We start from the raw sequence: 17,029 nt of genomic DNA, 5'->3' as shown, positions 1-17,029 counted from the left end.
GCGATGGAAAGCGGCTGATGGGTCATCCCATCTCGGCGGCGCGGGCCAGCGCAAGCAGCTCCTGGATCTCGTCCGGATCGAACTCGGCGAGCTGTGCGTCCAGAAGGTGCTGGGCCAGCAGGGAAAGCTCGGACTTTTCGAAAATGTCGCGCACCGAAAGCTCCACGTCCATCTCCCTCCTGATCTGGAACACCAGACGGGTGGCCAGCAGGGAGTTGCCGCCCAGTTGAAAGAAGTCGTCGTGGCGGCCCACCCGCTCCACCCCCAGAAGGCCGGCCCAGATGGCCGCGACCGCCTCCTCCGTGGCACCGGCGGGCGCCTCGTACCCGCGCGCGGCGAACGCGTCACCACCCGGGGCGGGCAGCGCCCGGCGGTCGGTCTTGCCGCTGGGCGTAAGCGGATAGGCCTGCATCCACACGTACGCCGCCGGCACCATGTACCCCGGCAGGCGATCGGCAAGGTGCGCCTTCAGCGTGTCCACGGCGACCGCCTCGTCCGCCAGGTAGTACGCCACCAGCCGCCGGTCGCCCGGCGCGTCCTCGCGCGCCATGACCAGCGCATCGCGCACCGCGTCGTGGCTCCCGAGCGCCGCCTCGATCTCGCCCAGCTCGATGCGGAAGCCGCGGATCTTTACCTGGAAGTCGGTGCGTCCCATGAACTCCAGCGTTCCGTCCGCCTTCCAGCGGCCCAGGTCGCCGGTGCGGTACATCCGCGCGCCGCCTTCCGTCGAGAACGGATCGGGGACGAAGCGCTCTGCCGTCAGCGCGGCGCGCCCCAGGTAGCCGCGCGCCACACCGGCCCCGCCCACGTACATCTCGCCCGCCACCCCCACCGGCGCCGCCGAGCCGCGCGCGTCCAGCACGTAGATCCGCGCGTTGGCGATCGGCCGCCCGATGGCGGGCGCGCGGCCGTCCACGGCGCACACGTGCGAGGTGGAATCGATGGTCGCTTCGGTGGGACCGTACAGGTTCACCACCTCACCCACACCCGCCGCGCGGGCTTCCTCCACCAGCGCCGCCGAAAGCGCCTCGCCGCCGCAGAAGAGGATACGGCAGGGAAGCGACCCGCCCTCCGGGAGCGCGCCGAGCACCGCCTGCAGAAGGGTCGGGACGAACTGGGCGATGGTGACCCCGCCCTCCGCGACGGCGCGCCCCATGGCCTCCGGATCCTTTGCCGCGTCGGAGGAAAGAAGCAGCATCCGCGCGCCGGTGGACAGCGGCGTCCACAGCTCCCACACCGACGCGTCGAACGAGATGGACGTGCGCTGCAGCACCGTATCACCCGCGCCGATGCCGAATGCCGTGGCCTGCCACGCAGTGTGGTTCACCAGGCTGCGGTGCGCGACCATCACGCCCTTGGGTCGGCCCGTGGAGCCGGAGGTGTAGATGACGTACGCCAGGTGGCCAGGCGTGAGCCCCGCGCGCACGGGGTTCGTATCCGGCCCCTCCGTCCAGGCGCGGGCGTCGAGGTCCACCACCGGGACGTCCAGCCCCGCGAACGTGCCGGCCAGCGACGACTGCGTGATGAGCGCCGCCGGGGCGCTATCCTCCAGCATGTAACGCAGCCGGTCGGCGGGGTACGCCGGATCCAGCGGCACGTAGGCACCGCCCGCCTTGAGGATGGCCAGCAGGGCGGCGACCATTTCCGGCCCCCGCTCCACGCAGACCCCCACTCGCGCATCCGGGCCGACGCCCAGCGAGCGGAGGTGGTGCGCCAGCCGGTTGGCCCGCGCGTTCAGCTCCGCGTAGGTGAGACGATCCTCTTCGAACGACACCGCCACCGCATCGGGCGTGCGCTCCACCTGGGCTTCGAACAGCTGGTGGATGCACAGGTCTGCGGGAACCTCCGCGTCCGTGCGGTTCCACGCCTCCAGCACCAGCGCGCGCTCCGTCTGCGGAAGCACTTCGATGGTTTCCAGTGTCCGCTCGGGCGCGTTCTCCAGCGCCTCGATCAAGCCGGCGAGCGCCGTGTGCATCAGCGCGCACACCCGCTCCGCCCCCACCTCGGCCTCCACCTGCACCGACAGGGAGAACTCATCCCCCCAGTCGTTCACGGCCAGGTTGAGCGGGTAGTTCGAACGCTCCATCACCTGCAAGGCCTGGCTGGGCCCGCGCGCGCCGCTTCTTCCGCCCCCACCGCCCACATGCCGGTAGTTGAAGAGCGATGAGAACAGCGGCTCCGGCGCCGGCACCCCGCTCATCTGCTGCGCCAGCGCCAGGGAGGCGTGCTCGTGCCGCACCAGGCTGGCCAGCAGCGCCTGGGCCTGACGCACGCTCGCCGCCGCGCCTTCGTCCGCCACGCGAATGCGCACCGGCAGCGTGTTGATGAACGGCCCCAGCACCCGGTCCGCGCCCTCCGCCCCCTGCATGCGTCCGAACAGCACGGTGCCAAAGACCACGTCGCTGCGGCCCGAAACCCGCGCCAGCACCTGCGCCCACGCCACGTGGCACACGGCCGCCACGCTCACGCCCAGCGTCCGCGCCCGTTCCCGCAGCCGCACGCCCAGGCCTTCCTCCACCCGCAGCATTCCCGGCTCCAGCCCCAGCCCGTCTCCCCGCACCTCGCGCAGCCCGAACGGAGCCGTCGGCTCGTCCACGTCGCCCAGCAACTCGCGGAAGAACGTCTCGTGCTCCGCGCGGCTCACCCCCAGCCGCGCCTGCGCCACGTAGTTGCGAAACGGCAGCGGGGCCGGCAGCTGCGCCGCGCGACCTTCCAGGTGCGCCTCCATCTCCTCGCGCAGCACGTCGGCCGTGGTATGGTCGCTCACCATGTGGTGCAGCAGCAGCAGCAACCCCCAGCGCCCCGCCACGGCCTCACGGCCCACGTATGCGCGCAGCATGGGAGCGCGGCTCAGGTCGACCCGCTGATTCAGTGGATCGACGCGCTCGTACAGGTGCCACGCCGCATCGCTCGCGGCCGCGTCCACCTCCACCTCTTCGATGGAGAGCGGAGCGTGGCGCCAGACCACCTGCACCGCCTCGGCAAGCCCATCCCACACCACCGACGTGCGCAGGATGTCGTGCCGCGCGATGACCGCCTGCAGCGCGGCCAGGTAGGCATCCCGCTGCTTGCGGCTCTCGAAGGAGAACGGCTGCGGGAGCAGATACGGGTCGTTCTCCGGGTTGAGGAGGTGATGGAAAAGGATTCCCTCCTGCAGCGGCGCCAGCGGATAGATGTCCTGCACGTTCTCCGCGCCACCCGGCACGCCGGCGACGATGCCGTCGATCTCCGCCTGCGTAAGCTCCACCAGCGGCAGCATCTGCGGCGTAATGGCCACGGCACCGGCCGAAATCCGGTTCGGCGGGACCTGCACCTCGGACCCGGGACCTTCCACCGCGGCGGCAAGCTCCGCCACCGTGGGCGTGGTGAACAGGGCACGCACGTCCGCGCGCACGCCGCGCCGCCGCATCCGCTCGACGAGGGCGACCGCCAGCAGGGAGTGGCCGCCCAGGGTGAAGAAATTGTCGTGCACCCCCACCCGGTCGACCTTGAGCACCTCCGCCCAGATCCCCGCAATCTGCTCCTCGGCAGGCGTGCGCGGCGCCACGTAGCGGTCCGCGTCCGCCGCGTACTCCGGCGCGGGAAGCGCCTTGCGGTCCAGCTTTCCGTTCGGCGTCAGCGGCAGTGCCTCCAGCGCGACGAACGCCGCCGGGACCATGTACTCCGGCAGGCTCCCCCGCAGGTGCTCCCGCAGCTCTTCCGCCTCCACGTCACCGACGACGTACGCCACCAGCCGCCGGTCGCCGGGCACGTCCTCGCGGGCCACGACCACGCAGTCGGTGACGCTCTCATGGCCGCGCAGCAGGGCCTCGATCTCGCCGGGCTCGATGCGGAAGCCGCGGATCTTCACCTGCGCGTCCACCCGGCCCAGGAACTCCAGCGTTCCGTCCGCCCGCCAGCGCGCCCGGTCGCCCGTCCGATACAGCCGCGCGCCGGGCTCCGCGCCAAACGCATCGGGAACGAACCGCTCCGCCGTCAGCTCCGGCCGTCCCAGATAGCCGCGCGCCACCCCCGCCCCGCCGATCAGCAGCTCGCCCGGGACGCCCGCCGGCTGCGCGTTCCCGATCGCATCGCAGACGTACAGGCGCACGTTGCCCAGCGGCCGGCCGATCGGGTGCCCGTCCACCATCCCGTCCGCCGGCACCGGGTGCGTGGAGGCCAGGATGGTCCCTTCGGTGGGGCCGTACAGGACGTGCGATTCCGCCTCGGAAAGCGTCTCCCGCATCTCCGCCAGCAGATCGGCCGCGACCTGATCGCCGCCCACAAAGGCGCGCCGCAGCCGCCCCAGTCGGGGCGTCTCGCGCTCCGACTCGACGATCTGCCGCATCAGCGCGGGGACGGCGTGGACGAGCGTGGCGTCGGCAATCTCCTCCGCCAGCGCGGGTACATCCATCACCCGCTCGCGCTCCACCAGGCGCACTGCGGCCCCGGAAGTGAGCGGCAGCAGCGCCTCGAAGAGCCAGATGTCGAACGCGTACGACGCCAGCGCCGGCATCACGTCGTCCGCGACGACACCAAACGCCTCGCGCGTGGCCGCCAGCAGGTTCGACAGTGATCCGTGCTGCACCTGCACGCCCTTAGGCCGGCCGGTAGAGCCGGAGGTGTAGATGACGTACGCCAGGCTCGCGTGGGATGCCGGCAGCTCCGGTGCCGCATCCGCCGCGTCCGGAAGCTGGTCCACCCGCACGAGGGTCGCCCCGTGCTCCGGCAGCACCCCGGCCGTGCTCTCCGCGACAACCACCACCGGAAGCGCCGCGTCGCTGATCATCCACCCCAGCCGCTCCGCCGGGTAACCCGGATCCAGCGGGACGTACGCGCCACCCGCCTTCCAGATCCCCAGGACGCCGACCAGCAGTTCGGGCGTGCGCTCCATGCACAGCCCAACCGGCGTCTCGGATCCGACACCCAAGTCGCGCAGGTGCCGGGCGAGGATGGATGCACGCCGATCCAACTCTCCGTACGTCACCGCTTCGATGCCGGCCAGGAGAGCGGTCGCCTGCGGAGCGCGGCGCGCCCAGTGGGCGAAGAGCACGTGGGCCGGGGGATCGGAGTATCCGCGCTCCGTCTGGTTCCACGTCCCCAGCACCTGCTCGCGCTCCGCCGCGCCTAACAGGTCCAGGTGCGACAGGCGAACGTCCACGTCCGCGGCGACCTGCTCCAGCACCCGCTCCAGGTGGCCCAGCATCCGCGCGATCGTGCCGGGCTCAAAAAGGTCGGTGCTGTAGTTAAGCCCCCCGCGCAGGCCCTGCCGCGTCGCAATGAAGGTGAGCGACAGGTCGAACTTGGCCTGGGCGAAATCCGGGGTGGCGACCCCTTCGGTGCTCAGCTCGGCCAGACCACTCCCCGGCTCCTCCACGTCCTGCAGCGTGAACGACACCTGAAAGAGGGGCGAGTGGCTGAGGCTGCGCTCCGGCTGCAGCTCCGCTACCAGCCGCTCGAACGGCACCTCCTGGTGCTCGTAGGCGCCCAGCGTAGCCGCCCGCACCCGCCGCAGGGTCTCGCGAAAGCTCGGGTTTCCGGAAAGATCGGTCCGCAGCACCAGCGTGTTGACGAAGAAGCCGATCAGGTTCTCCACCTCGCGCCGCGTGCGCCCCGCGATCGGGCTGCCGACGACCACGTCCTCGCTCCCGCTGTACCTGGACAGCAGCAGCTGAAAGGCACCCAGCACCACCATGTACAGCGTCGCGCCCTCGTTGCGTCCCAGCGCCTGCAGCCGCTCCAGCAGCGCACCGGAAAGCTCGATCCGCTCGACCGCCCCCCGGAACGACTGCACGGCCGGCCGCGCGTGGTCGGTGGGCAGCTCCAGCAGCCCCGGCGCTCCCGAAAGGCGCTGCTTCCAGTACGCCAGCTGCCGGTCCAGCACCTCGCCCTCCAGCTGCGCGCGCTGCCACACCGCATAGTCAGCGTACTGCACCGCCAGCTCCGGCAGCGGCGATTCGCGCCCCTCGCGGTACGCCGCGTAGAGCGCCGAAAGCTCCCGGAAGAGCACCCCCATGCTCCATCCGTCGCTGACGATGTGGTGCATCGACAGCAGCAGCACGTGGTCTTCGTCACCCAGCCGCAGCAGCGCCGCGCGGAAGAGCGGGCCCGCCGCCAGGTCGAACCCCCGCCCGGCTTCCTCCCCGGCGCGCCGGCTGACCGCCGCCTCGCGATCCGCCTCGTCCAGCCCCGACAGGTCCTCCACCGGTAGCGCGAACCCGCCAAAGGGCACGATCACCTGCACCGGCGAGCCGCCCGCCTGGGCGAAGACCGTCCGCAGCGCCTCGTGGCGCCGGACGATCTCGCCCAGCGCACGCTCCAGCGCCCTCTGGTCCAGCGCGCCCGCCAGGCGCAGCGCGGCGGGGATGTTGTACGTGGCGCTCCCCGGCTCCAGCTGGTCGATGAACCAGAGCCGCTCCTGCGCAAACGACAGCGGCAGCGCCCCCGTGCGCTCCACCGGCACCACGGCGGGGAGCGCGGGCGCCCCGGCGCGGCGCATCTCCTCCACGCGCCCGGCCAGCTTGGCCACCGTAGGTGCCTCAAAGAGCACCCGCAGCGGCAGCTCCACGCCAAACAGCTCGCGCACCTGCGACACCACCCGCGTGGCCAGCAGCGAGTGCCCGCCCAGGTCAAAGAAGTTGTCGTTCGCGCCCACCCGCTCCAGGCGCAGCACCTCGGCCCAGATCCCCGCCAGCACCTCCTCCACCGGGGTGCGCGGCGCTACGTACCTGTCGCGCGCCGACGCAAGCTCCGGCGCCGGCAGCGCCTTGCGGTCCACCTTGCCGTTGGGGGTAAGCGGAAGCGCGTCCAGAAAGACGAACGCGGACGGGACCATGTGCTCCGGCAGCCGCTCGCGCCCCAGCTCGCGCAGGTCGCGCGTAAAGGCCGACGGGGTGCTCCAGCGCCGCGCCGGGGCTGCCTCCACGGCCGGCTCCACGGCCGCCGCCCCGGGCCGCACCGCGTAGACGGCGTGCAGCCCGGTTCCCTTCAGATCGTGCTCCTGCTCGACCGCCACCGCAAAGCCGTGCCGGGCCAGCAGCTCCGTCACCCGCTCCAGGTCCTGGTCGTGGGCTTCGGCCACCACCTGCGAGATCCTGTCCCAGTGCTCGGCTTCGATCCCGGCGAGCACGTCGTACTCGCCCCCTTCCACGTCCACCTTCAGCAGGTCGATCCGCTGCACCCCCTGCTCGCGGATCACCTGGGAGAGGGTGCGGATCTCGGCGGTCACCTGTTCGGTGTCCAGGCGCGCCTCCAGCATTTCCTCGAGCATCGCCCCGTCCATCCCCGCGGCATCCCCGGCGCCGGGGTCCTGCTCGTTGAGCACGTAGGAGCGCACCACCGAGCGTGCTTCGTCGGCGTCCACCTGCCGCCCCGACAGCACCGACGCGTGGGGGTAGTAGGTGAACGTTTCCGTGCCGGCCGTGCTCCCCACGCCGCAGTTGAACAGCCGCGCGTCCACGCCGTGGATGCGCGCGTTGGTCTCCAGCGCCTGGAACACGGGGGGGATCGGCTCGAACGCGTATACCGTCACGTCCGGTCGCAGCGTGCCGGCAAAGAGGGTAAAGAGGCCGATGTTGGCGCCCACGTCAAACACGCAGGCGCCGTCGCCCAGCGCCACCCCGTGCCGCAGGTAGCTGCGCTCCTCGAAGATTTCGCGGTACAGGAACCGGGTTTCGGCCGCGTTCAGGTGCGCGATCCCCATCCCGTTGGGAAGCTCGAACGCGCGTGGCCCCGCCTCCGCGGCTTCCCGCTCCAGGCGCTGGAGCTCCAGCACCCCCGCCGCGTGGGTCCGGTCGGGGACCAGGTACGCCACCAGCCGCGGATCACCCGAAACGTCCTCGCGCGCCAGCACCACGCCGTCGCGCACGCCCGGGTGGCCCAGGAGCACGGTCTCGATCTCGCCCAGCTCGATGCGGAAGCCGCGCACCTTGACCTGAAAGTCCAGCCGCCCCAGGTACTCGATGGCGCCGTCCGCCCGCCAGCGCGCCCGGTCGCCCGTGCGGTACAGCCGTGCGCCCGGCTCCGTCGAGAACGGATCGGGGATGAAGCGCTCCGCCGTGAGCCCCGCACGTCCCTGGTAGCCGCGCGCCACTTGCACGCCGCCGATGTACAGCTCGCCCGGCACGCCCACGGGTACGGGCTTGAGCGCCGCGTCCAGCACGTACAGCTGCGTGTTCCACACCGGCCGGCCGATCGGCACCACGTCCGCTGCTTCGTCGCGCGGGCAGGTCCACCAGCTCACGTCCACGGCCGCTTCCGTCGGTCCGTAGAGGTTCGTGAGCACCACCGGACCGGCGAACCGGTCGTAGAAGCGCCGCACCAGCGCCGGCGGCAGCGCCTCGCCGCTGCAGACCACGTGGCGGAGCGAGCCGCAGCGGCCGGCCTCCACCGCCTCCACGAACGGCTGCAGCATGGAGGGGACAAAGTGCAGCGTCGTCACGCCCTCGCGCTCGATCACGTCGCGCAGGTAGGCGGGATCGCGGTGCCCGTCCGGGCGCGCCATCACCAGTCGCGCACCCTGCTGCAGCGGCCAGAAGAACTCCCACACCGACACGTCAAAGGAGGACGGCGTCTTCTGCAGCACCACGTCGTCCGGGCCGATGCCGAAGTGCGCCTGCATCCACACCAGCCGGTTCACCACGCCCCGGTGCTGGTTCATCACCCCCTTGGGACGGCCCGTGGAGCCGGAGGTGTAGATGACGTACGCCACGTTCGACGGCGTCACGGCAGGCGCGAGGTTCTCCGCGCTCTCCCCCGCGACCGAATCCCACGCCCCATCCACGTCCAGCACCGGCACTTCGGAGGCGGGGAGGATGCCGCGCAGCCGCTCCTGGGTAAGCAGCACGGCCACGCCCGAATCCTCCAGCATGTACGCCAGCCGCTCGGCGGGGAGGCCCGGGTCCAGCGGCACGTAGCCGCCCCCGGCCTTGAGGATGGCCAGGAGGGAAACCATCATCTCCAGGCTGCGCTCCATCAGCACGCCCACGCGGACCTCCGGCCCCACACCGCGGCCGCGCAGGTGGTGGGCGAGCTGGTTGGCGCGGGCGTTCAGCTGCGCGTACGTGAGCGACGCGTCCTCGAAGACGACGGCGACAGCCTCCGGCGTGCGCGCCGCCTGCGCCTCGAACAGCTGGTGGATGCACCGGTCCGCCGGAACCCCCGCCCCCGTCCGGTTCCATTCCTCCACCACCAGGCCGCGCTCGTCCGCCGAGAGCAGGTCCAGCTCCGAGAGCCGCGCCTCCGGCCGGGCCGCGGCCTGTTCCAGCACCCGCTCCAGGTGCCCCAGCATCCGCCGGACGGTGGCGCGGTCAAAGAGGTCGGTGCTGTACTCCACCACGCCGCTGACGCCGCCGTCATGCGGGACGGCGGTGAGCGCCATGTCGAAGCGGGTGGTCTCCGACTCCGCGGCCACCCCCTCCATCCGCAGCCCCTCCAGGCCAACGCCGGAGCGGTCGGCGTTCTGCAGCACGAACATCACCTGGACCAGCGGCGCGTGGCTCAGCGAGCGCTGGGGCTGCAGCTCGGCCACCAGCCGCTCGAACGGCACTTCCTGGTGCTCGTACGCGCCCAGCGTCCCCTCGCGCACCCGGGCCAGCAGCTCGCGGAAGGTGGGGTCGGCCGAAAGGTCGGTGCGCAGGACGAGGGTGTTGGCGAAGAAGCCGATCAGATCCTCCACCTCGCGCCGCGTGCGCCCGGCGATGGGGCTGCCCACGACGACGTCGTCGCTGCCGCTGTACCTGGACAGCAGCAGCTGAAAGGCGGCCAGCATCACCATGTACAGCGTGGCCCCCTCGCCGCGGCCCAGCGCCTGAAGGCGGTCCAGCAGCGCGCGCGGCAGCTCGAACGTCTCCCGCGCGCCGCGGTTGGACTGCACCGGCGGCCGGGGCCGGTCGGTGGGCAGCTCCAGCAGCGCCGGCGCCCCCGCCAGCCGCGCCTTCCAGTAGCCGATCTGGCGGTCCAGCGTTTCGCCCCGCAGCTGCTCGCGCTGCCACGCGGCGAAATCCGCGTACTGCACGGGCAGCTCCGGCAGCGGCGACTCCCCGCCCTCCCGGTACGCCGCGTACAGCGCCGACAGCTCGCGCAAAAGGACGCCGCTGCTCCACCCGTCGCTGACGATGTGGTGGATGCACAGCAGCAGGACGTGCTCCTCGTCCGCCAGCCGCAGCAGCGCGGCGCGGAACAGCGGGCCCACGGTGAGGTTGAACGGACGCGCCGCATCCTCCCGCGCGCGCCGCCGCGCCTCCGTCTCGCGATCCGCCTCGCCCAGCCCCGAAAGGTCGTCCACCGGCAGCGCGAAGCCGGCGAAGGGCGCGATCACCTGCACCGTGCCTTCGTCCAACTCGCGGAACACGGTCCGCAGCGACTCGTGGCGGCGGACGATCTCGCCCAGGCTCCGCTCCAGCGCGCCCACGTCCAGCGCGCCGGAAAGGCGCATCGCGGCGGGAATGTTGTACGCCGCGCTCCCGCCTTCCAGCCGGTCCAGGAACCAGAGGCGTTCCTGGGCGAACGACAGCGGGAGGGGACGATGACGATCCACACGAACGATCGGCGCCAGCACGCGCGCGCCGCCCCGCCGCAGCGCATCCACCCGCGCGGCCAGCTCCGCCACCGTGGGTCCCTCGAACAGCGCGCGCAGCGGAAGCACGACGGCCAGCGCGTTCTGCACCCGCGCCAGCAGCCGCGTCGCCAGCAGCGAATGGCCACCCAGCGCGAAGAAGTCGTCGTCCACGCCCACGGCTTCCGTGCGCAGGACCTCGGCCCAGATCCCCGCCAGGATCTCCTCCGTCTGCGTGCGCGGCGCGGTGCGGCGGGCCGCGTCCGCCGAGATCTCCGGCTCCGGCAGCGCCCGGCGGTCCAGCTTGCCGTTCTGCGTCAGCGGCAGGCGGTCCAGCCGCACGTAGGCGGACGGGACCATGTACTCCGGCAGCAGCCCCTTCAGGTGCGCCCGCAGCGCGGCCGCGTCGGGCACGGCCGACCCCTCCACGGGAACCCAGTACGCGACGAGGCGGCGGTCGCCGCCTTCCATCTCCCGCGCCAGCACGGCGGCTTCCTTGATGGCCGGATGCGACGCCAGGGCGCTCTCCACCTCGCCCAGCTCCACGCGAAAGCCACGCACCTGTACCTGCTGGTCGGCGCGGCCCATGGGCTCCACCTCGCCGTCGGGCCGGTAGCGGCCCAGGTCGCCGGTGCGGTACAGCCGGTCGCGCGCCTGGCCCGTCCACGGGTTCACCAGGAACCGCTCCGCCGCCAGCGCCGGGTCGTTCAGGTACCCGGCGGCAAGGTGCGGCGAGCGCATCCAGATCTCGCCCACCTCGCCGATGCCCGCCAGCGCGCCCGCGGCGTTGCACACCAGCAGCTGCACCCCGGGAATGCCGCGGCCCAGGGGGATGATCTCCTTCTGCTCGGCGTCGGGGTCGACCACGTGATACGAGACGGCGCGCTGTGTCTCGGTAGACCCGTAGTAGTTGATGACACGGAGGTTGGGCGCGAGCGCCGCCAGCCGCTGCACGTCGCCGCGGCGCAGCACGTCGCCCACGAAGAAGGCGCGGCGCAGGGAGTCGATGCGCTCGCCCTCGGCCGCGTCGGCCAGCACCTGGCCCATCGCCGGCGTAAGGTGCGCCACCGTGATCCCCGCCTCGCGCATCCACCGCGCCAGGTAGCCGGGCGTCCCCGTCTCGTCCGGCAGCGGCGCCACGACGGCGGCGCCCAGCTGCAGCGGCGTAAAGACGTCGCGGTGCAGCGGGTCGTGCGCCAGGCCGCTCAGCAGGCTGAAGCGGTCCGCCGCGGAAAGCTCGAACTCCGACGCCAGCCAGGGCGTAAAGTGCGTGAGCGCGGAGTGGCGCCCCATCACCGCCTTGGGCACCCCCGTGGTCCCCGAGGTGAACGACAGGTACGCCAGCGTGTCCGGCCCCACCGTGACGCCGAGCGGATCGCCGGAATCCTCCAGCGCCTCCGCGGACTCTTCGCTCCGCGGGTGGATGACGACGGTGGTGCGGATGGATTCCGCGAGCCCGTCCATCGCCTCGCGCGGCAGGCCGCCCGCGGCGGACAGGTGGAGGTGCGCGGCGGGGCGCGCGATGCGGACGTACTCCGCCAGGCGCGCCGCGGGATACGACGGATCCAGCACCAGGAAGGCCGCGCCGCTCTTCATCGTCCCCAGCAGCGCGCGGACCAGCGCGGCGCCGCGGTGTCCGGTGATGGCGACGACATCCCCCGCGCCCACGCCGTGCGCCACCAGCCGGCGCGCGATGGCGTCCGTGGCGGCGTGCAGCTCCGCGTACGTCCAGCGCTCGCGCGGGTCCTCCACGGCCAGCGCATCCGGCGTCGCCATCGCGCGCGCGGCGAACACCTCGTGCACGGCGCCGCGCCAGGTGTCGTCCAGCGGCGCGGCGGGGTCGGGGAGCACGGCGCGGGCGGCGTCCGTGGCCAGCGCCAGCGCGCCGATGCGGGTTTCCGGCGCCTCCGCCGCCTGGCGCAGCACGCCCTGCAGCTGCGCCAGCATCTCGCGCATCCGCGGCGCGTCGAACAGGTCCGCGGCGTAGGCCAGCTGGATGTCGATCCCGCCGTCCCGCTCGGCCACGTACAGCGTCAGGTCGAACTTGCTGGTCAGCTCGCCGCCGCCGCCCAGCTCCGTCACCTCGAGCCCGCCGGCCTGGAGCGCGGCGACCTCGAAGTTCAGCAGGTTGAGCATCACCTGGAACACGGGCGCGTGCGCCATGCTGCGCTCCGGCCGCACCTCTTCCAGCACCCGCTCGAAGGGAAGGTCCTGGTGTGCGTACGCGGCCAGCGTGGTCTCGCGAACCCGCGCCAGCAGCTCGCGGAACGACGGATCGCCGGAAAGGTCGGTCCGCAGCGCCAGCGAGTTCAGGAACAGGCCCACCATGCGGTCGGTCTCGGCCCGCGTGCGCCCGGCGATCGGGGTGCCGACGACGACGTCCTCCTGCCCGGCGAGGCGTCCGAGCACCACGTCCAGCGCGGCGAGCAGGACCATGAACAGCGTGGCGCCCTCGCGCCGGGCCAGCGCGTGGATCCCCTTCGCCAGCTCCGCGGGAACGGCCAGCTGCTCCACGGCGCCGCGGTGCGACTCCACCGGCGGACGGGGACGGTCGGTGGGCAGCTCCAGCAGCGCGGGGGCGCCGTCCAGGGTGCGCCGCCAGAACTCCACCTGCCCCTCCAGCGCCGTGCCGGACAGGCGCGCGCGCTGCCACATGGCGAAGTCGGCGTACTGCAGCGCCGGCTGTGGCAGCGGCGACGCTTCACCGCGCGCAAAGGCGCCGTACAGCGCGGAAAGCTCCTCCAGCAGCACCCCCACCGACCAGCCGTCGCCCACGGCGTGGTGCATGTTCAGCAGCAGCAGGTGCTCGGCGTCGCCCACGCGCACCAGCTCCGCGCGAAAGAGCGGCCCGCGCGCCAGGTCAAAGCGGTGCCCGGCGGCGGCGGCCATCCGGCGCGCGGCTTCCGCGGGGCGCGCGTCGTCGGGCAGGTGCCGCAGGTCGGCGACGGGCAGATCGACCTCCGCCGGGGGCGGGGCGATGCGCTGCACGGGAACGCCGTCCACGGCCGGCAGCGTGGTGCGCAGGGGCTCGTGGCGGCGCACCAGCTCGGCGAGCGCGCGGCGGAGCGCGTCTTCATCCAGCGCGCCGGTGAGGCGGTAGGAGAAGGGGATGGCGTACGCCGGGCTTCCCGGGTCCAGCGCGTCCACGAACCAGAGCCGCTCCTGCGCGAACGTCATCGGCAGGTCGCCCTCGCGCGCGGCGGGGGCGATGGCGTCGGCGCCGGCGGCCGCACCGGTGCCGCGGAGACGGTCGATCTCGGCCGCCAGCGCGGAAAGGACCGACCGCTCGAAGACGGCGCGGATCGGCAGGTCCACGCCAAACACCTCGCGGACGCGCGCGGCCACGCGGGTCGCCAGCAGCGAGTGCCCGCCCAGGTCAAAGAAGCTCGCCTCCGCGCCCACCCGCTCCAGCCGCAGCATCTCCGCCCACAGCCCCGCCAGCACCTCCTCCGTGGGCGTGCGCGGCGCCACGTAGCGGTCCGCGTCGGCCGCGTACTCCGGCGCGGGGAGCGCCTTGCGGTCCAGCTTGCCGTTGGGCGTCAGCGGCAGCGCCTCAAGCACCACGAACGCCGACGGAACCATGTACTCCGGCAGGCTGCGCCGCACGTGCGCGCGCAGCTCCTCCGCCTCCACGCCGCCGGCCACGTACGCCACCAGCCGCGGCTCGCCGGACGCATCCGCCCAGACGATCACCCGCGCCTCCCGCACCTCCGCGTGCGCCGACAGCACGGCCTCGATCTCGCCCGGCTCGATGCGGAAGCCGCGCACCTTCACCTGCTCATCCACCCGCCCCAGGAACTCCAGCTCGCCCCGCGCCGACCACCGCACCCGGTCGCCCGTGCGATACAGCCGCGCCCCCGTCTCGCCGCCGAAGGGATCGGGGACGAACCGCTCCGCCGTCAGCCCCGGCCGGCCCAGGTAGCCGCGTGCGACGCCTACGCCGCCCACGTACAGCTCGCCGGGGATGCCGACCGGCGCCGGCCGGCCGGCCGCATCCAGCACGTACACCCGCACGTTCTCCAGCGGGCGGCCGATCGTCGGCCCACGCCCGTCCGCCTCGCACGACGCGGAGGTCGCGCAGACCGTCGTCTCCGTGGGCCCGTACGCGTTCACGAAGGTGCGCCCCGCGCTCCACCGCTGCACCGTGGCGGCGTCCACCGCCTCGCCCGCGCTCACCACCGTGCGCAGCTCCGGCAGGTCCTCCGGCGAAAGCACGGCCAGCACCGACGGCGGCAGCGTGGCCACGGTGACGCGCCCGCGGCGCAGCGTCTCCAGCAGCCCCGCGCCGGGCAGCAGCGCATCGCGCGGCGCCATCACCAGCGTGGCCCCGGCCAGCAGCGTGTCGAACAGCTCCGCCACCGCCGCGTCGAAGGAAAACGAAGCGAACTGCAGGACGCGGCTGCTGCCGTCGATGCCGAAGCGGCGGGCCTGCGCGTACGCCAGGTTCGGCACGCCCCGGTGCGGGACCATTACGCCCTTGGGGCGGCCCGTGCTTCCGGACGTGTAGATGACGTACGCCAACTGGTCCGGCGAAACGCGGCGCGCCGGGTTCTCCGCGGACTCGGCCGCGATCCGCGCGCCGTCTCCGTCCACGCTCACCAGGGCGACGCCGTCGCCGGCGGGGAGCGCCGCGCGCAACGACTCCTGCGTCACAAGCACGGGCACGGCCGCGTCCGCCAGCATGAAGGCCAGCCGCTCCGCGGGATAGGCGGGGTCCAGCGGTACGTACCCGCCGCCGGCCTTGAGCACGGCCAGGGCGGAGACGACCATCTCCGGCCCCCGCTCCAGGCAGATCCCCACCCGCACCTCCGGCCCGACACCCAGCCCGGCGAGGTGGTGCGCCAGCCGGTTCGCCCGCTCGTTCAGCGCACGGTAGCTGAAGGTTTTGCCGTCGAACTCAACCGCCGCGGCGTCCGGCGTCCGCGCCGCCTGGGCTTCGAACAGTTCGTGGATGCAGCGGTCCGCCGGATACGCGGCCTCCGTCTGGTTCCACTCCTCCAGCACCCGCGCGCGCTCCGTCTCGCCGACCAGCTCCAGCTGCGAAAGCCGCACGTCCGCGTCCGCGGCCACCTGCTCCAGCACCCGCTCCAGGTGGCCCAGCATCCGCTCGATGGTGTCCCGCTCGAACAGGTCCGTGACGTAGCCCAGGGCTCCCCGCAGGCCCTGCGGGGTCGGCCCAAGGCCCAGGGAAAGGTCGAACTTGGCGCTCGCGAGCTCCATGTCGACACCGCCCACGCTCAGCCCCGGCAGCGTGGCTTCGCCGCCCTCGGCGTCCTGCACCAGGAACACCACCTGGAACAGGGGCGAGTGGCTCAGGCTGCGCTCCGGCCGCAGCTCGGCCACCAGCGTCTCGAACGGAAGCTCCTGGTGCGCGTACGCGCCCAGCGTCGTCTCCCGCACCCGCCGCAGGGTTTCGCGGAACGACGGATCTCCCGAAAGGTCCGTGCGCAGCACCAGCGTGTTGACAAAGAAGCCGATCAGCTCCTCCGCCTCCGCGCGCGTGCGCCCGGCGATGGGGCTGCCCACGACGATGTCGTCGCTGCCGCTGTACTTCGACAGCAGCACCTGGAACGCGGCCAGCAGCACCATGTACAGCGTCGCGCCTTCGCTGCGTCCCAGCGCCTGCAGCCGCTCCTGGATCTCGAGGGAGAATTCCACCGCGACCGTCGAGCCCCGGAACGTCTGCACCGCCGGGCGCGGACGGTCCGTCGGCAGCTCCAGCAGCTCCGGCGCGCCGGCCAGCCGCTCGCGCCAGTACGCCAGCTGCTTGTCCAGCGCCTCGCCCGACAGCTGCTCGCGCTGCCATACCGCGAAATCCGCGTACTGCACCGGCAGTTCCGGCAGCGGCGACTCACGCCCCTCGCGGTACGCCGCGTACAGCGCCGACAGCTCGCGGAACAGCACGCCCGTGCTCCACTCGTCGCCGACAATGTGGTGCATCGACAGCAGCAGCACGTGATCCTCGGCGCCCAGCCGCAGCAGCGCCGCGCGAAAGAGCGGTCCCGCCGCTAGGTCGAACGCCCGTGATGCTTCCTCTTCGACGCGCCGCCTGACCGCCGCTTCGCGATCCGCCTCACCCAGCCCCGAAAGGTCCTCCACCGGCAGGGCAAAGCCGCTGAACGGCGCGATCACCTGCACCGGCGAGCCGTCCACCTCGGCAAAGACGGTCCGCAGCACCTCGTGGCGCCGGACGATCTCGCCCACGCTCCGCTCCAGCGCCGCAACGTCCAGGGCACCAGCCAGGCGCCAGGGGATGGGCATGTTGTAGACGGCGCTTCCCGGCTCCAGCCGGTCGATGAACCACAGCCGCTGCTGCGCAAACGACAGCGGCAGCGGCCCGCCCCGCTCCACCGGCACGATGGGAGAGCGCTTCGGCGTGCTACGCTCCAGGCTGGCGGCGCGCGCCAGCTTGAGGAGGCGTTCACGTTCCGTGGCAGACAGCGTCGGGTTCATCGGCTCTGCGGGCGGTTCATTGCGACGATGGAAAACGGCTGA

1 protein-coding gene is annotated in these 17,029 nt (G+C 72.7%); it reads right to left on the bottom strand.

What is annotated here, in order from left to right; all coding sequences use genetic code 11:
• Positions 1 to 22: 22 nt before the first annotated feature.
• On the bottom strand, positions 23 to 16,987 hold the full coding sequence (locus tag ACOJUJ_RS11945; RefSeq protein ID WP_420127104.1) for a non-ribosomal peptide synthase/polyketide synthase: 16,965 nt from the start codon (positions 16,985 to 16,987) through the stop codon (positions 23 to 25).
• Positions 16,988 to 17,029 lie beyond the last annotated feature (42 nt).

The sequence above is a fragment of the Longimicrobium sp. genome (assembly GCF_048594345.1).
In the GTDB taxonomy this organism is placed as follows: Bacteria; Gemmatimonadota; Gemmatimonadetes; order Longimicrobiales; family Longimicrobiaceae; genus Longimicrobium.
Note: the sequence above shows the minus strand (reverse complement) of the source record. Positions and strands in the feature narration are given on the sequence as shown.